The organism is Mycobacterium sp. SM3041, from assembly GCF_039668335.1.
Lineage (GTDB): Bacteria > Actinomycetota > Actinomycetes > Mycobacteriales > Mycobacteriaceae > Mycobacterium.
Genome location: NZ_JAYXBQ010000076.1, coordinates 296177 through 316177 on the forward strand (window position 1 = coordinate 296177; position 20001 = coordinate 316177).

Genomic DNA, 20001 nt, shown 5'->3' on the forward strand with positions numbered 1-20001 from the left:
ACGGTCCGCTCATGTTGAGTACGCAGGCCGGCATAACCGATGGCTTCGTGACCGCGCTCGGCGAACGCGCCGCCGAGGCCGAAAAACTCCGGCGCCTTCCGGACGACACCGTGCGCGACCTGATCGCGTCCGGGTTCACCGAACTTCTGGTGCCCGCGCGTTTCGGCGGACAGCAGGCGCCGTTCCCCGACATCCTCGACCCGGTACGCCGACTTGCCCACGGCTGCACCTCGAGCGCCTGGACCATCGGCTTCCTCACGCTGCACAACTGGATGCTGGCGCTGTTCGGCGAGCAGGCCCAGCAGGAGGCGTTCGAGAGCCGCCCCTTCCTGGCGCCCGCACCGCTGGCCCCCACCGGCAGAGGACTGCCGGTCGACGGCGGCATCCGACTGTCCGGGCGCTGGTCCTGGGCCACCGGGGTGATGCACGGCAACTGGATCATCGTCGCCGCGCTCTGCGGGCCCGATGACGGCATCTACCCCGCCCTGGCGCTCCTGCCGATCAGTGCCATCACCGTCGAGGACGTCTGGCACACCGACGGCATGCGAGCCACCGGATCCAACGACGTCGTCGCCACGGACGTCTTCGTGCCCGAGCACCGACTGGTCAAGGTGACCGACATCTACGCCGGCACCGCGCCCGGCGCCGGACTGCATGACAGCGCCACCTACCGCTGGCCGATGGTGCCGGCGCTGGCCCTGCTCGCCGCCATGCCCGCCCTGGGCAGCGCCGAGAGGGTCACCGAGAACTACGCGCAACGGCTGGCCGAGCGGGTGCTGCCGTACGAGGGCGTCATGCAGAAGGACAAGCCAATCGCCCAGGCGCACTTGGCCGGAGCACAGGTGCGGTTGCGGTCACTGCGCGCACTGCTCGCCGACACCGTCGGGGAGATCGAGGAGATCGTCGTCGCCGGCGATCCCGTGGAGAAGCCGGTGCGCGCACAGGCCCGGCTGACGGCCGCGCACATCGTGGCCGAATCGCGGGCGGTGATCGGTGACCTGATGGGCGCCGGCGGAGCCAGCATCCATTTCCTGGCCAGCCCGATGCAGCGGTTCAAGCGCGACGTCGACGTGTTGGCCGGGCACGTCGTCTTCGATTACGACACCAGCCGGGAACTGGCCGGCGCACTCACGCTCGGGATGAAGATCCCGCGGACGTCGATGATCTGATGAACACGAGGGTGTGAAATAGCCAGATGCCAAACCCACAGCCCGCTTTCACCAACTTCTTCCAGAAGCGGATCGCCAATCCCGTCATGCGGCGGTTGCCGTTTCAGACGCTACTCGAGACCACAGGGCGCAAGTCCGGTGAACCCCGTCGCACTCCGCTGGGCGGCAAGATCGTCGACGGGCAGTTCTGGTTCGTCTCGGAATTCGGTGAGAAGTCCCAGTACATCCGCAACATCCAGGCTGATCCCCGGGTTCGGGTGCGGTTGCATGGCAGATGGCACAGCGGGACTGCGCACCTGGTACCCGACGATGACGCGGCCGCGCGACTTCGCGAATTGCCGCAGTTCAACAGCTTCGGGGTACGCACGTTCGGCACCAACCTGCTGACCGTGCGCGTCGACCTGGACGGTTAGGCCGCGCCAATCTCCGTCGGGTCATTGACATCGGTCCATAAGTAAAACTAACGTTATTTTTAGTTCCAGGGCCACGTACAGGAGCAAGCATGGAATCATTCGTCCACCTGCGCAAAGGCAAAACTCCCAAGCGAGTGCACGCCGACCTCGATGGGCTCAAGGACGACGAACTCGGGCGCGGCGGCTTCGTCGGGCGTACCGCGAACATGTACCGGCGCAACGACCCCACCGCATACCGCACCGTCGGCCCGCTCCGGCCCACAGACGTGCTGTCCTCCGAATTGAAGCCCTCGGATGCGACCGACGCGGCGGGCGCTCCCCTGCTGATGTTCTCCAACGCCGACTGCCAGGTGCTGCTGAGCCGGCGGAGCACCGAGATGCCGTTCTTCGTCCGCTACGTCGACGGTGATCTACTCCTGTTCGTACACAAGGGTTCCGGGCTGCTGGAGACCGAATTCGGGCCGCTGCGGTACCGCGAGGGCGACTGGGTCTACATCCCGAAGGCGTGCACGTTCCGGCAGGTGCCGGATGACGAGTCGACGTGGCTCATGATCCAGGCCACCGATGACTTCCGGGTGCCGCCGGCCGGGACCTTGGGACGACACTTCCCGTTCGACCCGGCGCAGGTCACCATCCCCGAACCCGAGCCGCTTGAAACTGGCGACGGCCCGCAAAAAGACGGAGAGTACGAGGTGCGGATGTACCACGCCCCGGTCGATGGGGTTGGGACCACCTCGCTCATCTACCAACACAATCCGCTCGATGTGGAGGGCTGGCGGGGCGACAACTTCCCGTTCACCTTCAACATCGAGGACTACACCGTCATCACGTCCGAGAGCGTGCACCTGCCGCCGACCGTGCACCTGTTCATGCAGGCGACCGGCGTCTACGTGATGAACTTCCTACCCAAGCCGGCCGAGAGCGTGCCGGGTACCGAGCGCACCCCCTGGTACCACCGCAACGTCGACTACGACGAGATCGCGTTCTTCCACTCCGGCTCGCTGTACGGCATCCCGATGCCGCCGGGCCTGATCTCCCATGCGCCCCAAGGTGTTCACCACGGCGCACCGGAAGCGGCGCGGGAGCGCGCCCGCCGCAAGTTCGACCAGTACGACCGCGTCGACTGGTCGGTGATCGCCATCGATACGCGCCGACGTCTCACACCCTCCGCCGAAATCCTTGCCAATGATCTGGGGCAGCACTGATGAGCGCTTGCGCGAAGAAGAGAGAGCACTGATGACAACCGCCGAAGCACCCGTCAAGCACGACTACGACCGCATCCCGTATCTGGTTGCGTACCAGAACAACTCGGCAGTGCGCGATGTGTACGGCGGCGTGGCGGAGTTGGTGGTGCTGGAAAGCTACCTGCTGAAGCCGAAAGCCAAGCCGAGTGACACGGTGCTGGTGTTCATGCACCCCATCGGGGGCGGCGCCTACCTGCCGATGATCAACGCACTGGCGCGCGCCGGCCACCACGTCATCTACTGCAACAGCCGCTTCCGCGGCACCGACTCGGCATTGCTGATGGAGAAGGTGGTCGAGGATCTCGGTGAGTGCATCAAGGATGCCAAGAACCGGCTGGGCTACGCGAAGGTGGTCCTCGCCGGGTGGAGCGGCGGCGGCTCGCTGTCGGTCTTCTACCAGCAGCAGGCGCAGCACCCGACGGTGACGGCCAGTCCCTCCGGGGACGGGCCGGACCTGACGAAGCTGGGCCTGATCCCGGCGGACGGTCTCATGCTGCTGGCCGCCCACATCAGCCGCCACGGCACCATGACCGAGTGGATGGACGCCTCGATCCTCGATGAGAACGACCCGTCGAAGCGCGATCCCGAACTCGATCTCTACAACCCGGACAACCCCAACCAACCGCCGTACTCCCCCGAGTTCCTGCAGCGGTACCACGAGGCACAGATCGCCCGGAACCGGCGAATCACCAAGTGGGTCAAGGAAAAGCTCGCCGAGCTCAAGGCGGCGGGGCGGCCCGATGACGAGTTCGCGTTCGTCGTGCACGGCACCATGGCCGACCCGCGCTGGCTCGACCCGACGGTCGATCCCAACGAACGCACCCCGGGACAGTGCTATCTGGGGGATCCTCGAGTGGTGAACATGAGCCCCGTCGGCCTGGCCCGATTCTGTACGTTGCGCAGCTGGCTGTCGCAGTGGAGTTACGACGACGCCAACGGTGACGCCGTGAAGGCGGGTCCGGACATCGCGGTGCCGACACTGGTGATCGGCAACCTCGCCGACGACGCCTGCACGCCCAGCCACACGCGGCGGCTCTACGAGGCGATCGGGCATCCGGACAAGGAGATGCACGAGATTCCCGGCGCCAACCACTACTACTCCGGACCGGATCAGCGCGGCACGCTGCGGCAGGCCGTCGGCATCTGCACGGACTGGCTGCACCAGCGGGGGTTTTCGCTGTGACGACGGGTGCTCTGGACGGCATCCGGGTGCTCGAACTCGGCACCTTGATCTCCGGTCCGTTCGCCGGCCGGCTGCTCGGCGACATGGGCGCCGAGGTCCTCAAGATCGAGTTGCCGTCGGCCCCCGATCCGCTCCGGACCTGGGGCCAGGCCGAGCTCGACGGCCACCGGTTCTTCTGGACGGTCCACGCGCGCAACAAGAAAGCGGTGACGCTCGACCTGCGCACCGCGCGCGGCCGGGAGCTGTTCCTCGACCTCGTCGAGCAGTCCGATGTGATCGTGGAGAATTTCCGGCCCGGCACGCTCGAGAAATGGAACCTGGGTTACGACGTTCTGCGCGAACGCAATCGGGGCATCATCCTGGTGCGGGTGTCGGGCTACGGCCAGACGGGTCCCGACGCCGGGAAGGCCGGCTACGCGTCGGTCGCCGAGGCGGCGAGCGGGCTGCGGCACATGAACGGTTTCCCCGGCGGTCCCCCGCCGCGACTCGCGTTGTCGCTGGGCGACAGCCTCGCCGGCATGTTCGCCGCGCAAGGCGCGCTCGCCGCACTGTACCGGCGCAGTGTCACCGGCGAGGGCCAGGTCGTGGATACGGCACTCACCGAAAGTTGTTTGGCCATCCAGGAATCCACCATTCCGGACTACGACATCGGCGGCGTGGTGCGCGGACCGTCGGGCACCCGGCTCGAAGGTATCGCGCCGTCGAACATCTACCAGAGCGCGAACGGCAGCTGGGTGGTGATCGCGGCCAATCAGGACACGGTGTTCCGGCGGCTCTGTCAGGCCATGGACCGGCCCGAACTGGCGACCGACGAACGGTTCGCCGACCATCTGGCGCGTGGCCGCAACCAGGACGAACTCGACAAGATCATCGGCGACTGGGCAGCGCAGCGGGAGCCCCACGACATCATCGCCACCCTGTCGGAGGCCGGCGTGATCAGTGGGCCCATCAACACTGTCGCCGAGGTGGTACAAGACCCACAACTGCAGGCACGCAACATGATTGCCGACCACTGGGACGAACGGGTGCAACGCAATGTGAAGGGTCCCGGCGTCGTCCCGGTGCTCTCGGACACGCCCGGCACCATCCGCAACGGTGGCTCGGCGCGGCCAGGCCAGGACAACGCGGAGGTGTTCGGCCGTCTCCTCGGTCTCGATGCCGGGCAGTTGTCGGCACTGCGCGAGGAGGGTGTGTTGTGACCGACCTGCCGGCCCACGTGACCGTCCGCGAGGTCTGCCTGCGCGACGGCCTGCAACTCGAAGACCCGATTCCGTTGTCCGCCAAGCTCGAACTGCTCGAGGCCATCGTTGCCACCGGTGTGCAGGAGGTCGAGGCCACCGCATTCGTCTCACCGTCCAAGGTGCCCGCACTGGCCGATGCCGCCGAATTGGCCGCGGCGCTGGACGCTTTTCCCAACGTCGAGTTCTCCGCGCTCGTGGCGGGGGCCGGCGGCGCCGGCCGTGCGCTGGCGGCCGGCATGCGGTCGCTGGAATACGTGGTGTCCGCCGCGGACGGGCACAGCCGGGCGAACGTCGGGCGCTCGACGGCCGATTCGACGGCCCTGATCTCCGACATCGTCGGCCTGGCCCACGACAGCGGCGCCAGCGCCGAAGTCATCATCGCCACCGCCTGGGACTGCCCCTTCGACGGACCGACCGACCCGGGCCGGGTGGTCGATATCGCCGCGGCAGCAATGGAATTCGGGGCGGATCGGGTGGCCATCGCCGACACCATCGGCACCACCACCCCGCGGCGTGTCAGCGACCTGATCAGCCGCGTCCGCCCGGTCATCGGAGACCTGCCGCTCGGCGCGCACTTCCACAACACGCGGGGCTCCGGCCTGGCCAGCGCCTACGCCGCCGTGCAGGCCGGTGTGACGCGACTCGACGCGTCGGTGGGCGGCCTGGGCGGCTGCCCGTTCGCACCCGGCGCGACCGGCAACATCGCGACCGAAGACCTGGTCTACCTGTTGCGGGACAGCGACATCGACACCGGCATCGACCTGGACCTGGCGATCGACGCGGCCATGGTGGCGCAGCGTGTTGTGGGCCATGAGCTGCCCAGCGCCCTGCTGCGCGCCGGCGACCGGCTGCTGGGCTGAGCATGCCCACCGCAAATTTGACCGCCAAGGGCCGACAGACCCGCGAGGCCATCGAACTCGCCGCCCGGAAGCTGTTCGCCGAGCGGGGCTTTCACGGCACCACGCTGGCCGACATCACGTCGGCTGCCGGAAAGTCGTCGGCGGTGTTCTACCGCTATTTCGACGACAAGGAGGACCTGCTGGCCGAGCTGGCCGAGTCTTTCCTGCACGACATCGTCACCCCGTCGGGGATGAGTGTGCCGCTGCCGGAGTCCCCCGAGGACACCGAGTACTTCACCACCGTGGTGACGGGGTACTGGAACCTCTTCAAGCAGAACATCGGCATCATGATCGCGGTCGCCCAGCTGGGCGCCACGCAGCCGCGCTTCGCCAAGGTACAGAACGAGTTCCGGCGCTTCGGGATGGACCTGGTCGCCGATTCGGTCCGCCACGCCACGGAGCAAGGCCATGCGCAGGGCATCCACCCCGGGCAGCGCCTCGATCCCGAACACATCGCCGCGGCGATTTCGCTGCTGTTCGAGAACTTCACCGTCGTGGTGGTCGGCAACCCGGACTCCGGGCTGCAGATCAGCGACGAGGACGCCATCACCACCCTGTCGACCATCTGGAAGAAAACCCTGTACGGCTTCTGACCGACGAAAGAGATCACCGTGGATTTCGCTCTACCGGAACACCTTCCGGGCCTGCTGGCAGAGATGGATGCCTTCATCGAGGCGGAGATCAAACCGCTGGAACGAGAGAACCTGCAGTACTTCGACCGGCGCCGGGAATTCGCCCGTACGGACCTCGAGAACGGCGGTGTGCCCACCCGGGAATGGGAGGATCTGCTCGACGAGATGCGCCGCCGTGCCGACGCAGCCGGATGGCTGCGCTACGGCCTGCCCAGCGAGTTCGGTGGCCGCGACGGCACCAATCTGGACATGGCCGTCATCCGGGAACACCTGGCGCACAAGGGCCTCGGCCTGCACAACGACCTGCAGGACGAGTCATCGATCGTCGGCAACTTCCCGCAGGTCATCATGATGAGCCGGTTCGGCACCCCGGCGCAGCAAGCCGAATGGGTCGAGGCCATGATCACCGGTGAACGGTCGATGGCGTTCGGGCTCACCGAACCCGACCACGGCAGCGACGCCACCTGGCTCGAGACCACGGCGGTCCGGGACGGTGACGGGTGGATCATCAACGGCCGCAAGCGCTGGAACACCGGAGTGCACCGCGCCACCCACGACCTGATCTTCGCCCGCACGTCGGGGGATCCCGGGCAGGCGGTCGGTATCACCGCGTTCCTCGTGCCCACCGACACCCCCGGTTTCACCGTGCCGTACTACTGGTGGACGTTCAACATGCCGAGCGACCACGGCGAGGTCGAACTGAACGATGTTCGGGTGCCGGCTGATGCGGTGCTCGGCGAGGTGGACCACGGCTTGGAGGTCGGCCAGACGTTCCTGCACGAGAACCGCATCCGTCAGGCCGCCAGCAGTCTGGGCGCCGCGCAGTACTGCATCGACCGGGCCGCGCAGTACGCCGGCGAGCGCGTCGTCTTCGGTAAGCCCCTGGCGGTGAACCAGGCCGTGCAGTGGCCGCTGGCCGAGCTGCAGACCGAGGCCCAGATGGTCCGGCTGCTGGTGTATTACGCCGCCTGGCACCTCGATCGGGATCACCACATGGAGGTTTCCGACAAGGTGTCGATGGCCAATTACCGCGCCAACAGACTGGTATGCGAGGCGGCCGACCGAGCCATGCAGATCCACGGTGGCGTCGGCTACAGCCGGCACGAGCCGTTCGAGCACATCTACCGGCACCACCGCCGCTACCGGATCACCGAAGGGGCGGAAGAGATTCAGATTCGCCGGGTGGCGCAGCGGATGCTGAAGTTCGGGCGCAAGTGATCGACGCGCCGGAATTGGCCCGAGCGCTCGCCGCGGTGCTCGAACCGGAGCTCGGCGAGGTCAGCGTCGAGAACCTGCGGGAACTCACCGGCGGTGCCAGCCGCGCGACGTGGGCGTTCGCGGCGACCACCGCGGCCGACGCCCGCCCATTGATCCTGCGGGTCGGACCGCCCGACGAAATCCACGCCGGCATGGAGCTCGAGGCCGCCGCGCTGTCCCGGGCCGCGGCCACGGGCGCGCCCGTGCCCCGGGTGCTGGCGGCCAGCAACTCACCGGAGGCCCTCGGCAGTCCGTTCCTGGTGTGCGATTTCGTACCCGGGGAGACCATCGTCCGCAAGATCCAGCGCGCACTCGACGACGACGGCCGGACCACCCTTCTCGGGCAATGCGCCGCAGCGCTGGCGGCGATCCACCGCGCCGACCCCACCGGCATCGGGCTGTCGAGCGAAGACCAACTGAGTTCATGGCGGCGCGAACTCGACGAGATCGGTGACACCACAGCCACTTTCGAGTGGGCCTTCCGCTGGTTGGCGCGCAACCAGCCGGCGGACACCGGCGGTGCGGTGTTGGTGCACGGCGACTTCCGGATGGGCAACCTGATCGTCGACGGCAGCCGGCTGGCGGCAGTGCTGGATTGGGAGCTCACCCATCTGGGCTCGCGCGCCGAGGACCTGGCCTGGTTCTGCATTCGGGCCTGGCGCTTCGGGGCGCCGCGGACGCTGGACGCCGGCGGCCTGGGCCGCATCGAGGACTTCCTGACCGCCTATGAGCACTCCAGCGGAATCACTCTGGACCGCAAGGCCTTTCACTGGTGGCTGGTGTCCGCCACCTTGCGCTGGGGCATCATCTGCCGGTATCAGGCGCAGCGCCACCTGTCCGGACAGGCCAGGTCGGTGGAGTTGGCGACCATCGGCCGGCGGGTGTGTGAAACCGAATGGGACCTGCTCAACCTCGTGGCGGCCCGATGAGCCATTACCGTCCCACCGCCGCTGAACTGGTCGCCGCCGTGGCCGAGTTCCTGGAGACCGAGGTACGCGCGGCCACCGATGGCGCGGTGAACTTCCATGCCCGCGTGGCCGCGAACGCGCTGCGGATCGTCGAACGCGAGCTGTCTCAGGACGGCGCAGAACCGGGGCTGCTGGGATTCGACGACGAGCAGGCCCTGGCGCGCGCGATACGCGACGGGGAGTTCGACGACCGTGGCCCCGAACTCGAGCCCGTGCTGCGGGCGCTCGTGCGGCATCGGCTGGACGTGGCCCATCCGGGCTATGCCGACGAGTAGCCGAACCCGGCCTACCTGATCGCCGTACTGTCGTAGCCTGAGCACGTGGCCGACTCCGCGCTCAAGATCCTGGTGTACAGCGACAATCCGAACACCCGTGACCAGGTGCGCACGGCGCTGGGACGGCGCATCCACCCGGACCTGCCCGACCTGACGTATCTCGACGTGGCGACGGCGCCCGTCGTGGTGAGTTCCGTCGACGCGGGCGGGATCGACTTGGCGATCCTGGACGGCGAGGCCACACCCGCCGGCGGGATGGGGCTCGCCAAGCAACTCAAGGACGAGGTCGCGAACTGCCCGCCGATCGTGGTGCTCACCGGCCGCCCGGACGACGCCTGGCTGGCCTCCTGGTCGCGCGCGGAGGCTGCAGTGCCCCATCCGATCGACCCGATCCGGCTCGGCGAGGCCGTGGTGGCGGTGCTGTCTCCACAGCGGTGAAACCGTGCGTTAACCAGCACGAAATGGCCTGTGGCCGTTCACTCTTCGCGTCAGCGGCGATGAGACGCGGGAACGTCAGGAACTGATCATGATCCTAGCCAAAATGCGGCGGCCGTTCCGTTAACCGAGCTAAGCTGTGGGCCAGCTCACATCGACAGCTCGACGAGGGAGCCACACAGGGCATGACGAACGCATGAACGTCTACATCCCCATCCTGGTACTCGGCGCGATCGCCGCGGCGTTCGCGGTGGGTTCGGTCGGAATCGCGCTGGTCATCGGCCCCCGCCGGTACAACCGGGCCAAGCTGGAGGCCTACGAATGCGGCATCGAGCCGATGGCCCCAGGCTCCCCCGGGCATGAGACCACCGGGCAGCGGTTCCCGGTCAAGTACTACCTGACCGCCATGCTGTTCATCGTCTTCGACATCGAGATCGTCTTCCTGTATCCCTGGGCCGTTTCCTTCGAATCGCTCGGGGTATTCGCCGTGGTGGAGATGTTGCTGTTCATGCTGACGGTGTTCGTCGCCTACGCATACATCTGGCGACGCGGCGGACTGAGCTGGGACTGAGGGCAGACCCATGGGACTCGAAGAACGCCTGCCCGGCGGCATCCTGCTGTCCACTGTCGAGAAGGTCGCAGGCTACGTACGCAAGGGGTCGCTGTGGCCCGCCACGTTCGGCCTGGCCTGCTGCGCCATCGAGATGATGGCCACCGCGGGCCCGCGCTTCGACATCGCGCGCTTCGGCATGGAGCGGTTCTCTGCGACGCCGCGCCAGGCCGACCTGATGATCGTCGCGGGCCGCGTGAGCCAGAAGATGGCGCCGGTGCTGCGTCAGGTGTACGACCAGATGGCCGAACCCAAATGGGTGCTGGCCATGGGCGTGTGCGCTTCCTCCGGCGGCATGTTCAACAACTACGCGGTGGTGCAGGGCGTCGACCACATCGTGCCCGTCGACATCTACCTACCCGGCTGCCCGCCGCGGCCCGAGATGCTGCTCAACGCAATCCTCAAGCTGCACGCCAAGATTCAGGAGATGCCGCTGGGCGTGAACCGGGCTGAGGCGATCGCCGCGGCCGAGGAAGCCGCCCTGCAGGCCCGCCCCACCATCGAGCTGAAGGGACTGCTGCGGTCATGACGGACGCGCCGGACCAGACGGGACCCGAGGTGATCGGGACGCGGCGCGGCATGTTCGGTGTGCGCGGCAGCGGCGACACGTCGGGCTACGGCCGGTTGGTCCGGGAGGTGGCGCTGCCCGGCAGCTCACCCCGGCCCTACGGCGGTTACTTCGACGACGTCGTCGACACGTTGGCGGCGACCCTCGGTCCCGACGAGTTCGGCGCCGCGATCGAGCGCGTCGTGGTCTTCCGCGACGAACTGACCCTCGAGGTGCGCCGCGAACACCTGGTCGCGGTGGCCCAGGCACTGCGCGACCAGCTGCGATTCGAGCTGTGTCTGGGCGTGTCCGGGGTGCACTACCCCGACGACACCGGTCGCGAGTTGCACGCCGTCTACCCGCTGATGTCCATCACCCACAACCGCCGCATCCGCGTCGAGGTGAGCGCCCCGGACGCCGATCCGCATGTGCCGTCGCTGTATTCGGTGTACCCGACGACCGACTGGCACGAGCGGGAGACCTACGACTTCTTCGGCATCATCTTCGACGGCCACCCCGCCCTGACCCGGATCGAGATGCCCGATGACTGGGTGGGCCACCCGCAGCGCAAGGACTACCCGCTCGGCGGAATCCCGGTCGAGTACCACGGTGCGAAGATCCCGCCCCCGGACGAACGGCGGGCCTACAACTGATGACTCAGGACAACGAACCCGATGGCCGCGAACGCGTGGTCACCGTCGGCGGTCAAGACTGGGCCGACGTCGTGGCCGCGGCGCGGGAGAGCGCGGTGGCCGGCGAGCGCATCGTGGTCAACATGGGCCCGCAGCATCCGTCCACCCACGGCGTGCTGCGCCTGATCCTCGAGATCGACGGCGAGACCATCACCGAGGCCCGGTGCGGAATCGGCTACCTGCACACCGGAATCGAGAAGAATCTCGAATACCGGACCTGGACGCAGGGCGTCACCTTCGTGACCCGCATGGACTACCTGTCGCCTTTCTTCAACGAGACGGCGTACTGCCTCGGCGTCGAGAAGCTGCTCGGCGTCACCGACGCCATTCCCGAGCGCGCGAGCATCATCCGGGTGCTGCTGATGGAACTCAACCGCATCTCGTCACACCTGGTCGCGCTGGCGACCGGCGGTATGGAGCTGGGTTCCATGTCGGCCATGTTCTTCGGCTTCCGGGAACGCGAACTGGTGCTGTCGATCTTCGAGACCATCACCGGGCTCCGCATGAACCACGCCTACATCCGCCCCGGCGGCCTGGCCGCCGACCTGCCCGACGAGGCCCTGCCGCAACTGCGGGAACTGCTGAAGCTGCTGCCCAAGCGGTTACGCGACATGGAGAATCTGCTCAACGAGAACTACATCTGGAAGGCCCGCACGCAGGGGGTCGGCTACCTGGATCTGACCGGGTGCATGGCGCTGGGCATCACCGGACCGGTGCTGCGTTCGACGGGGCTGCCGCACGATCTGCGAAAGGCGCAGCCGTACTGCGGATACGAGTCGTATGACTTCGACGTCATCACCGACGACCAGTGTGATGCCTACGGCCGCTACATCATTCGGGTCCGCGAGATGCACGAGTCCATCAAGATCGTCGAGCAGTGTGTCGAGAGGCTCGGCAAGGTCACCGGGCCGGTGATGATCACCGACAAGAAGCTGGCCTGGCCCGCGGACCTGAAGCTCGGCCCCGACGGCCTGGGCAATTCGAAGGAACACATCGCCAAGATCATGGGCTCGTCGATGGAGGCCCTGATCCACCACTTCAAGATCGTGACCGAAGGCATCCGGGTGCCCGCCGGGCAGGTGTACGTCGCCGTCGAATCGCCGCGCGGCGAGCTGGGTGTGCACATGGTGTCCGACGGTGGCACCCGGCCCTACCGGGTGCACTACCGCGACCCCTCGTTCACCAATCTGCAAGCGGTGTCGGTGATGTGCGAGGGCTCCATGGTCGCTGACGCCATCGCCGCGGTGGCATCGATCGATCCGGTGATGGGAGGCGTGGACAGGTGACCGCTATCGAACTGCGTCTCGGGCCGCGTCCGGACGAGCCCGGCCCACCGATCAGCCAAGGGCCGCAGTCGTATTCGCCTGACGTGACCGAGCGCCTGGCCGCCGACGCCGCGACGATCATCGCCCGCTACCCCAGTGCCCGCTCCGCGCTGCTGCCGCTGCTGCATCTCGTCCAATCCGAGGACGGCTACCTCACCCCTGCCGGAATCGCTTTCTGCGCTGCGCAATTGGACCTCAGCACTGCCGAGGTCACCGCGGTCGCGACGTTCTACTCGATGTACCGCCGCACCCCGACAGGCGAGTACCTCGTCGGGGTGTGCACCAACACGCTGTGCGCCATCATGGGCGGCGACGCCATCCTCGAATCACTGGAGGACCACCTGGGTCTCGGCGCCGGCGAGACCACTGCCGACGGCCGGGTCACGCTGGAGCACATCGAATGCAACGCCGCCTGCGACTACGCACCCGTGGTCATGGTGAACTGGGAGTTCTTCGACAACCAAACACCCGGTTCCGCACGTGATCTCGTCGACTCATTGCGGACCGGTGAGCCGGTCACCCCGACCCGGGGCGCGCCCCTGTGCACCTTCAAGGACACCGCACGCATCCTCGCCGGCTTCCCCGATGAACGCCCCGGCAGCAACGACTCCGAACCGGGCGCGGCCACCCTCGCCGGGTTGCGCGTCGCGCAGGAGCGCGGGATGGAGGCGCCGCAATGACACTCGCGCCGGTGCTGAGCAGACACTGGGATGAGCCGCAGTCGTGGACGCTGCAGAGCTACGTCCGGCAGGGCGGCTACCAGGCGCTGCGGGCGGTGTTGCGGATGCAACCCGCCGAAGTCATTGCGCTGGTCAAGGATTCCGGACTGCGCGGACGCGGTGGCGCGGGTTTCCCTACGGGGACCAAATGGTCGTTCATCTCCCCCGACGACGGCCGTCCGCACTATCTGGTCGTCAACGCGGACGAATCCGAACCCGGGACGTGCAAGGACATTCCGCTGATGCTGGCCTCGCCGCACGCGCTGGTGGAAGGCGCGATCATCGCGTCGTACGCCATCGGCGCCCGCCACGCATTCATCTACGTGCGCGGTGAGGTGGTTCCGGTGCTGCGCCGGCTGCAGGGTGCGGTCGCCGAGGCCTACGCGAACGGCTATCTCGGCACCAACATCGCCGGCACCGGCTACGACCTGGATCTGGTGGTGCACGCCGGGGCGGGTGCGTACATCTGCGGCGAGGAGACCGCGCTGCTCGACTCGCTGGAGGGCCGGCGCGGCCAGCCCCGGTTGCGTCCGCCGTTCCCCGCGGTCGCCGGGTTGTACGCCTGCCCGACCGTGGTCAACAACGTCGAGTCGATCGCCAGTGTCCCGTCGGTGATCCGCGGCGGGGTCGACTGGTTCCGGTCCATGGGGTCGGAGAAGTCGCCCGGCTTCACGCTCTACTCGCTGTCGGGTCACGTCACCCGGCCGGGACAATACGAGGCACCCCTGGGGATTTCGCTGCGCGAACTGCTGGAATACGCCGGCGGGGTGCGGGCCGGGCACCAGTTGAAGTTCTGGACGCCGGGCGGATCGTCGACGCCGATGCTCACATCCGAACACCTGGACGTCCCGCTGGACTACGAAGGCATGGCCGGGGCCGGCTCGATGCTGGGCACCAAGGCACTGCAGATTTTCGACGAGACGACCTGCGTGGTGCGGGCCGTCCGCCGGTGGACCCAGTTCTACGCGCACGAGTCCTGCGGCAAGTGCACGCCGTGCCGCGAGGGCACCTACTGGCTGGCACAGATCTATGCCCGGCTGGAGAACGGACAGGCCCACGCCGCCGACCTGGACAAACTGCTCGACATCTCCGACGCCATCCTCGGCAAGTCGTTCTGTGCCCTCGGCGACGGCGCGGCGAGCCCGATCATGTCCTCGCTCAAATACTTCCGCGACGAGTACGTCGCGCACCTGAATGGCGGCTGCCCCTTCGACCCGCACGCCGCCACGCTCTTCGCCACGGAAGGAGCGGGCGCATGACGGTCACCGAGCCGGCGAAGGACGCGGCCGCGGTCGAGATGGTGGCGCTGACCATCGACGACCAGCAGATCAGTGTGCCCAAGGGCACGTTGGTGATTCGTGCGGCCGAGCTCATCGGGGTGCAGATTCCCCGGTTCTGCGACCACCCCCTGCTCGACCCGGTGGGCGCCTGCCGGCAGTGCCTCGTCGAGGTGGAGGGTCAGCGGAAACCATTGGCGTCGTGCACCACCACGGTCACCCCGGACATGGTCGTGCGTACCCAGGTGACGTCGGAGGCCGCCGACAAGGCACAACACGGCGTGATGGAACTGCTGCTGATCAACCATCCGCTGGACTGCCCCGTCTGCGACAAGGGCGGCGAATGCCCACTGCAGAACCAGGCGATGTCCAACGGCCGCGCCGATTCTCGCTTCGAGGACGTCAAGCGCACCTTCCCCAAACCCATCAACCTGTCGGCGCAGGTCCTGCTCGACCGGGAACGCTGCGTGCTGTGCGCGCGCTGCACGCGGTTCTCGAATCAGGTCGCCGGCGACCCGTTCATCGAACTGCTGGAACGTGGCGCACTGCAGCAGGTCGGTATCGGGGGCGATGACCCGTTCGACTCCTACTTCTCCGGCAACACCGTGCAGATCTGTCCCGTCGGCGCGCTGACCGGGACTGCGTACCGGTTCCGGGCCCGGCCTTTCGACCTGGTCTCCTCCCCCAGCGTCTGCGAACACTGCGCCTCGGGCTGTGCGCAGCGCACCGATCATCGCCGCGGAACGGTGTTGCGCCGCTTGGCCGGTGACGATCCCGAGGTGAACGAAGAGTGGAACTGCGACAAGGGCCGGTGGGCCTTCACCTACGCCACGCAGGGTGACCGGATCACCACACCCTTGATCCGCGAGGCCGACGGCACCCAGCGCCCGGCGTCGTGGCCCGAGGCCGTCGCCGTCGCGGTGCGCGGCCTGTCGGCGGCCGGGGCCCGGACCGGCGTGCTGGTCGGCGGACGACTCACGACCGAAGACGCCTATGCGTATGCCAAGTACGCGCGGATTGTGCTGGGCACCAACGACATCGACTTCCGCAACCGGGTGCACAGCGACGAGGAAGCCCAGTTCCTGGCGGCGTCCGTCGCGGGTCAGCCGATGCGGGTGACGTACGCCGACCTGGAGCAGGCGCCCGTCGTGCTGCTCGTCGCGTTCGAGCCGGAAGACGAATCGCCGATCATCTACCTGCGGCTGCGCAAGGCCTTCCGCAAGCACGGTCTGAAAGTTGTTGCGGTGGCGCCGTTCGCGAGCCGCGGTCTGGCGAAGATGGGCGGCACCCTCATCTCCGCCGCACCCGGCCGCGAACCCCGCGCCCTCGACGCCGTCGAGGTGTTGCCGCCCGGTTCGGTCATCCTCACCGGTGAGCGGCTGGCCGGTATCCCAGGCGGGTTCTCCGCTGTGGCCCGGTTGGCCGAGCGGACCGGCGCGGCCGTCGGCTGGGTACCACGGCGGGCCGGCGAGCGCGGTGCACTGGAAGCCGGTGCGGCCCCGAATCTGTTGCCCGGCGGTCGTTTGGTGACCGATGTGCCGTCACGCACGGAAGTTGCCGTCGCCTGGCACGTCGACGAACTGCCCGACGCTCCGGGCCGCGACACCACCGGGATCCTCGCCGCCGCAGCCGACGGCGAGCTCGAGGCTGTCCTGGTCGCCGGTGTCGAGCTGGCCGATCTACCCGACCCAGCACTGGCGCAGCAGTCGCTCGGCGCCGCGAAGTTCGTGGTGAGCATGGAAGTACGTCGCAGCGCCGTCACCGATCTCGCGCACGTGGTGTTCCCGGTGGCACCCGTCGTCGAGAAAGCCGGCAGCTTCGTGAACTGGGAAGGCCGACATCGCGCATTCGGCGCGGCGCTGCCGCCCGCCACGCGAGCGGACATGGGGGTGCTGGCCGCGCTCGCCGACGAGCACTGCATCGATCTGGGTCTGCGCGATGTCGCGACCGTGCGCAACGAGATGAACCGACTGGGGTGCTGGACCGGACCACGGCCCGCCGCACCGGAATTCACCGCGCCCCCGAACCCCGTGCCCGGTCCCGGTCAGGCGGTTCTTGCCGGCTGGCGGATGCTGCTGGACGCCGGCCGGCTGCAGGACGGCGAACCCCATCTGGCCGCCACGGCGCGTCCGGCGGTGGCCCGCTTGTCGCCCGACACGGCCGCGAGCGTCGGCGCGTCCGAAACCCTCACCGTCAGTACCGATCGCGGCAGCATCACCCTGCCGCTCGAGATCACCGACATGCCGACCGGCGTGGTGTGGCTGCCGCTGAACTCGCCGGGTTCGCCCGTCCATGCCACGCTCGGCGTCGCCCCCGGCGCGGTCGTCTCGATCAGCGGGGCGGCAACGTGAACTATCCCGACCTCTCCTCGTTCGGCCTGGACCCGTGGTGGCTGGTCCTCGCCAAAGCCCTTGGCATTTTTGTGTTCCTGGTGCTGACGGTGCTCGTCGCGATCCTGCTCGAACGACGAGTCCTGAGCTGGATGCAGATGCGCATCGGGCCGAACCGGGTGGGGCCGTTCGGGTTACTGCAGAGCCTCGCCGATGGCATCAAGCTCGCCCTCAAAGAAGGGCTGGTCCCGGCCGGGGTGGACAAGCCGATCTACCTGCTGGCGCCGATCATCTCGGTGATCCCGGCGATCATGGCGTTCGCCGTCATCCCGATGGGGCCGCTGGTCCACGTCTTCGGGCACGAGACGCCGCTGCAGTTGACCGACCTGCCGGTCGCGGTGTTGTACGTCCTTGCGGTCACCTCGATCGGGGTCTACGGAATCGTGTTGGCGGGCTGGGCTTCCGGCTCGACCTATCCCCTGCTCGGCGGGCTGCGGTCCAGCGCGCAGGTCATCTCGTACGAGATCGCGATGGCGCTGTCGTTCGCCGCGGTGTTCCTGTACGCGGGCACCATGTCGACGTCGCAGATCGTCGCGTCACAACAGGGCCGCTGGTACGTCTTCCTGCTGCTGCCGTCGTTCCTGATCTACGTGGTGTCGATGGTCGGCGAAACGAACCGGGCGCCGTTCGATCTGCCCGAGGCCGAAGGCGAGCTGGTCGGCGGATTCCACACCGAGTACTCGTCACTGAAGTTCGCGATGTTCATGCTCGCGGAATACGTCAACATGACAACGGTTTCCGCACTGGCCACCACCCTGTTCCTCGGTGGTTGGCAGGCGCCCTGGCCCCTGAGCCTCATCCCCGGCGCCAACACCGGCTGGTGGCCGCTGCTGTGGTTCGTCGGCAAGGTGTGGGCGTTCCTGTTCTTGTTCATGTGGCTCCGGGCCACGCTCCCGCGCCTGCGGTACGACCAGTTCATGGCGCTGGGCTGGAAGGTGCTCATCCCGATCTCGCTGGCGTGGATCATGATCGTCAGCATCGTGCGGACGCTGCGTCTGCAGGGGCACGACAGCTGGCCCGTCGTGCTGGCCTTCGCCGGCGCCATCGCCGTGGTGGCCATCGCCGGTGCGTTGTGGAACACGGTGCGGCGCAAGTCGGCTCGCACGCGGGCCCCGGCCGTCGAACCGCAGCCCGGCGCGTTCCCGGTGCCGCCCATCCCGGCCAAGGAGGTTCACCATGCCCGGTAGGCCCAAGTTCATCGACGCGATTGCCGGTTTCGGCGTCACCTTCGGGACCATGTTCAAGAAACCGGTCACCGAGCAGTATCCCGAGGAGCCCGGTCCGGTCGCTCCGCGCTATCACGGCCGGCATCAGCTCAACCGGTACGACGACGGCCTCGAGAAGTGCATCGGTTGCGAACTGTGCGCGTGGGCCTGCCCCGCGGACGCGATCTATGTCGAGGGCGCCGACAACACCGAGGAACAACGGTTCTCGCCCGGCGAGCGGTACGGCCGGGTGTACCAGATCAACTATCTGCGGTGCATCGGCTGCGGGCTCTGCATCGAGGCCTGCCCGACGCGGGCGCTGACCATGACCAACGACTACGAGATGGCCGACGACAACCGGTCCGACCTGATCTACGGCAAGGACAAGCTCCTGGCGCCGCTGAAACCCGACATGACCGCGCCACCGCACGCCATGGCCGAGGGCAGCACCGACGAGGACTACTACCGCGGCAATATCACCGCGGACGGCCTGAAGCGGCGCGAGGCGGCCAAGTGACCGGAGAGGCCGTGACGTTCTGGGTGCTCGGTACCGTGTCGGTGCTCGGCGCCATCGCCATGGTGGCCGCCCCCAAAGCGGTGTACTCGGCAATGTTCCTGGCCAGCACCATGATCAGCCTGGCGGTGCTCTACATCGCCCAGGACGCGGTGTTCCTCGGTGTCGTGCAGGTGGTGGTCTACACCGGTGCGGTCATGATGCTGTTCCTGTTCGTCCTCATGCTCATCGGTGTCGATTCGGCGGACTCGCTGATCGAAACCATTCGGGGACAACGCGTTGCCGCCATGGTGGCCGGCATCGGATTCGGCATCGCGGTGATCGCCGGGATCGGCAGTCTCGGGGCCAACTTCGTCGGGCTGGAGCACGCCAACCGGGCCGGCAACGTCCAGGGCCTGGCGGTGCTGATCTTCACGCGCTACCTGTGGGCCTTCGAGGTCACCAGCGCGCTGCTCATCACCGCGGCGCTGGGTGCCATGGTGCTGACCCACCGCGAACGCTTCGAGCGTCGAAAGACCCAGCGCGAGCTGGCAATCGAACGGTTCGCCGGCGGCGGGCACCCGACACCACGGCCCAACCCCGGGGTGTACGCGCGGCACAACGCCGTCGACATCCCGGCGAAGCTGCCCGACGGCTCGGACGCCGACATGTCCGTCAGCGCCATCCTGCCGCGGCGCAGTGTGTCCCTCGACGATGGGAACGCCTCATGAATCCCACCAATTACCTGTATCTCTCGGCGCTGCTGTTCACCATCGGCGCGGCCGGTGTGCTGGTGCGCCGCAACGCCATCGTCATGTTCATGTGCGTCGAATTGATGCTCAACGCAGCCAATCTGGCGTTCGTCACGTTCTCCCGGATGCACGGCGAGCTCGACGGTCAGGTGGTGGCGTTCTTCACCATGGTCGTGGCGGCATGTGAGGTGGTGGTGGGACTGGCGATCATCATGACCATATTCCGGACCCGGCGATCGGCGTCGGTCGACGCCGCGAACCTGCTGAAGCAGTGA

The 20001-nt window shown here is 67.6% G+C and carries 22 protein-coding genes; all 22 read left to right on the forward strand.

The features are described from left to right. Nucleotides 1–11 precede the first annotated feature (11 nt). Nucleotides 12–1169, forward strand: coding sequence for an acyl-CoA dehydrogenase family protein (locus VXD91_RS26995; RefSeq protein WP_212813623.1), 1158 nt, complete (start codon nucleotides 12–14; stop codon nucleotides 1167–1169). A 26-nt stretch (nucleotides 1170–1195) separates the two neighbouring features. Continuing rightward, a complete protein-coding gene (locus VXD91_RS27000; RefSeq protein WP_212813621.1) occupies nucleotides 1196–1582 on the forward strand; it encodes a nitroreductase/quinone reductase family protein in 387 nt (128 codons plus the stop codon). Between the two features lie 89 nt (nucleotides 1583–1671). Continuing rightward, entirely contained in the window at nucleotides 1672–2787 is a 1116-nt protein-coding gene (locus VXD91_RS27005; protein ID WP_212813618.1) for a homogentisate 1,2-dioxygenase, read from the forward strand. Nucleotides 2788–2818: 31 nt separating this feature from the next. Beyond that, nucleotides 2819–4009 carry an alpha/beta fold hydrolase gene (locus tag VXD91_RS27010; RefSeq protein WP_212813617.1) on the forward strand — a complete coding sequence of 397 codons (1191 nt, stop codon included), beginning with the start codon at nucleotides 2819–2821 and terminating at the stop codon, nucleotides 4007–4009. Further along, nucleotides 4006–5208, forward strand: a complete 1203-nt coding sequence (locus VXD91_RS27015) for a CoA transferase (RefSeq protein WP_212813615.1) — start codon at nucleotides 4006–4008, stop codon at nucleotides 5206–5208. Before VXD91_RS27010 ends, VXD91_RS27015 begins: the two co-directional genes overlap by 4 nt. Continuing rightward, nucleotides 5205–6110: a hydroxymethylglutaryl-CoA lyase gene (locus VXD91_RS27020; protein WP_212813613.1), complete on the forward strand. Its 906-nt coding sequence runs from the start codon at nucleotides 5205–5207 to the stop codon at nucleotides 6108–6110. Before VXD91_RS27015 ends, VXD91_RS27020 begins: the two co-directional genes overlap by 4 nt. 2 nt (nucleotides 6111–6112) lie before the next feature. Continuing rightward, nucleotides 6113–6742: a TetR/AcrR family transcriptional regulator gene (locus VXD91_RS27025; protein ID WP_212813611.1), complete on the forward strand. Its 630-nt coding sequence runs from the start codon at nucleotides 6113–6115 to the stop codon at nucleotides 6740–6742. Between the two features lie 18 nt (nucleotides 6743–6760). Continuing rightward, complete coding sequence (locus VXD91_RS27030) at nucleotides 6761–7999, forward strand: acyl-CoA dehydrogenase family protein (RefSeq protein ID WP_212813609.1); 1239 nt, start codon at nucleotides 6761–6763, stop codon at nucleotides 7997–7999. Beyond that, the gene (locus VXD91_RS27035) at nucleotides 7996–8967 is read left to right on the forward strand and encodes a phosphotransferase family protein (protein WP_244872837.1); all 972 of its coding nucleotides are present in this window, start codon (nucleotides 7996–7998) and stop codon (nucleotides 8965–8967) included. Before VXD91_RS27030 ends, VXD91_RS27035 begins: the two co-directional genes overlap by 4 nt. Then, nucleotides 8964–9281, forward strand: coding sequence for a DUF6285 domain-containing protein (locus VXD91_RS27040; protein ID WP_244872836.1), 318 nt, complete (start codon nucleotides 8964–8966; stop codon nucleotides 9279–9281). The genes VXD91_RS27035 and VXD91_RS27040 overlap by 4 nt, the downstream gene beginning before the upstream one ends. 45 nt (nucleotides 9282–9326) lie before the next feature. Next, nucleotides 9327–9719, forward strand: a complete 393-nt coding sequence (locus VXD91_RS27045) for a response regulator transcription factor (protein WP_135357290.1) — start codon at nucleotides 9327–9329, stop codon at nucleotides 9717–9719. Between the two features lie 193 nt (nucleotides 9720–9912). Beyond that, the gene (locus tag VXD91_RS27050; RefSeq protein ID WP_043400785.1) at nucleotides 9913–10287 is read left to right on the forward strand and encodes an NADH-quinone oxidoreductase subunit A; all 375 of its coding nucleotides are present in this window, start codon (nucleotides 9913–9915) and stop codon (nucleotides 10285–10287) included. Between the two features lie 10 nt (nucleotides 10288–10297). Further along, nucleotides 10298–10855, forward strand: a complete 558-nt coding sequence (locus VXD91_RS27055; protein WP_029119553.1) for an NADH-quinone oxidoreductase subunit B — start codon at nucleotides 10298–10300, stop codon at nucleotides 10853–10855. Then, nucleotides 10852–11526 carry an NADH-quinone oxidoreductase subunit C gene (locus VXD91_RS27060; RefSeq protein WP_212813607.1) on the forward strand — a complete coding sequence of 225 codons (675 nt, stop codon included), beginning with the start codon at nucleotides 10852–10854 and terminating at the stop codon, nucleotides 11524–11526. The genes VXD91_RS27055 and VXD91_RS27060 overlap by 4 nt, the downstream gene beginning before the upstream one ends. Beyond that, complete coding sequence (nuoD, locus tag VXD91_RS27065; RefSeq protein ID WP_212813605.1) at nucleotides 11526–12851, forward strand: NADH dehydrogenase (quinone) subunit D; 1326 nt, start codon at nucleotides 11526–11528, stop codon at nucleotides 12849–12851. The genes VXD91_RS27060 and nuoD overlap by 1 nt, the downstream gene beginning before the upstream one ends. After that, nucleotides 12848–13570: an NADH-quinone oxidoreductase subunit NuoE gene (gene nuoE / locus VXD91_RS27070; RefSeq protein ID WP_212813603.1), complete on the forward strand. Its 723-nt coding sequence runs from the start codon at nucleotides 12848–12850 to the stop codon at nucleotides 13568–13570. Before nuoD ends, nuoE begins: the two co-directional genes overlap by 4 nt. After that, entirely contained in the window at nucleotides 13567–14868 is a 1302-nt protein-coding gene (gene nuoF, locus VXD91_RS27075; RefSeq protein WP_346416833.1) for an NADH-quinone oxidoreductase subunit NuoF, read from the forward strand. Before nuoE ends, nuoF begins: the two co-directional genes overlap by 4 nt. Continuing rightward, a complete protein-coding gene (locus VXD91_RS27080; protein WP_346416834.1) occupies nucleotides 14865–17237 on the forward strand; it encodes an NADH-quinone oxidoreductase subunit G in 2373 nt (790 codons plus the stop codon). Before nuoF ends, VXD91_RS27080 begins: the two co-directional genes overlap by 4 nt. Next, nucleotides 17234–18463 carry an NADH-quinone oxidoreductase subunit NuoH gene (nuoH, locus tag VXD91_RS27085; protein WP_346416835.1) on the forward strand — a complete coding sequence of 410 codons (1230 nt, stop codon included), beginning with the start codon at nucleotides 17234–17236 and terminating at the stop codon, nucleotides 18461–18463. The genes VXD91_RS27080 and nuoH overlap by 4 nt, the downstream gene beginning before the upstream one ends. After that, nucleotides 18453–18998, forward strand: a complete 546-nt coding sequence (gene nuoI / locus VXD91_RS27090; protein ID WP_212813595.1) for an NADH-quinone oxidoreductase subunit NuoI — start codon at nucleotides 18453–18455, stop codon at nucleotides 18996–18998. The genes nuoH and nuoI overlap by 11 nt, the downstream gene beginning before the upstream one ends. Then, nucleotides 18995–19705, forward strand: coding sequence for an NADH-quinone oxidoreductase subunit J (locus VXD91_RS27095; protein WP_346416836.1), 711 nt, complete (start codon nucleotides 18995–18997; stop codon nucleotides 19703–19705). Before nuoI ends, VXD91_RS27095 begins: the two co-directional genes overlap by 4 nt. Then, the gene (gene nuoK / locus VXD91_RS27100; RefSeq protein ID WP_061002954.1) at nucleotides 19702–20001 is read left to right on the forward strand and encodes an NADH-quinone oxidoreductase subunit NuoK; all 300 of its coding nucleotides are present in this window, start codon (nucleotides 19702–19704) and stop codon (nucleotides 19999–20001) included. Before VXD91_RS27095 ends, nuoK begins: the two co-directional genes overlap by 4 nt.

Excerpts from the sequence above, each read along its gene's own strand:
- VXD91_RS27000 (WP_212813621.1), top strand. The coding sequence starts at position 1,196 with ATGCCAAACCCACAGCCCGCTTTCACCAACTTCTTCCAGAAGCGGATC.
- VXD91_RS27060 (WP_212813607.1), top strand. The coding sequence starts at position 10,852 with ATGACGGACGCGCCGGACCAGACGGGACCCGAGGTGATCGGGACGCGG.
- nuoK (WP_061002954.1), top strand. The coding sequence starts at position 19,702 with ATGAATCCCACCAATTACCTGTATCTCTCGGCGCTGCTGTTCACCATC.
- VXD91_RS27080 (WP_346416834.1), top strand. The coding sequence starts at position 14,865 with ATGACGGTCACCGAGCCGGCGAAGGACGCGGCCGCGGTCGAGATGGTG.
- VXD91_RS26995 (WP_212813623.1), top strand. The coding sequence starts at position 12 with ATGTTGAGTACGCAGGCCGGCATAACCGATGGCTTCGTGACCGCGCTC.
- VXD91_RS27025 (WP_212813611.1), top strand. The coding sequence starts at position 6,113 with ATGCCCACCGCAAATTTGACCGCCAAGGGCCGACAGACCCGCGAGGCC.
- nuoD (WP_212813605.1), top strand. The coding sequence starts at position 11,526 with ATGACTCAGGACAACGAACCCGATGGCCGCGAACGCGTGGTCACCGTC.
- VXD91_RS27050 (WP_043400785.1), top strand. The coding sequence starts at position 9,913 with ATGAACGTCTACATCCCCATCCTGGTACTCGGCGCGATCGCCGCGGCG.
- nuoF (WP_346416833.1), top strand. The coding sequence starts at position 13,567 with ATGACACTCGCGCCGGTGCTGAGCAGACACTGGGATGAGCCGCAGTCG.
- VXD91_RS27040 (WP_244872836.1), top strand. The coding sequence starts at position 8,964 with ATGAGCCATTACCGTCCCACCGCCGCTGAACTGGTCGCCGCCGTGGCC.
- VXD91_RS27010 (WP_212813617.1), top strand. The coding sequence starts at position 2,819 with ATGACAACCGCCGAAGCACCCGTCAAGCACGACTACGACCGCATCCCG.
- VXD91_RS27055 (WP_029119553.1), top strand. The coding sequence starts at position 10,298 with ATGGGACTCGAAGAACGCCTGCCCGGCGGCATCCTGCTGTCCACTGTC.
- VXD91_RS27005 (WP_212813618.1), top strand. The coding sequence starts at position 1,672 with ATGGAATCATTCGTCCACCTGCGCAAAGGCAAAACTCCCAAGCGAGTG.
- nuoI (WP_212813595.1), top strand. The coding sequence starts at position 18,453 with ATGCCCGGTAGGCCCAAGTTCATCGACGCGATTGCCGGTTTCGGCGTC.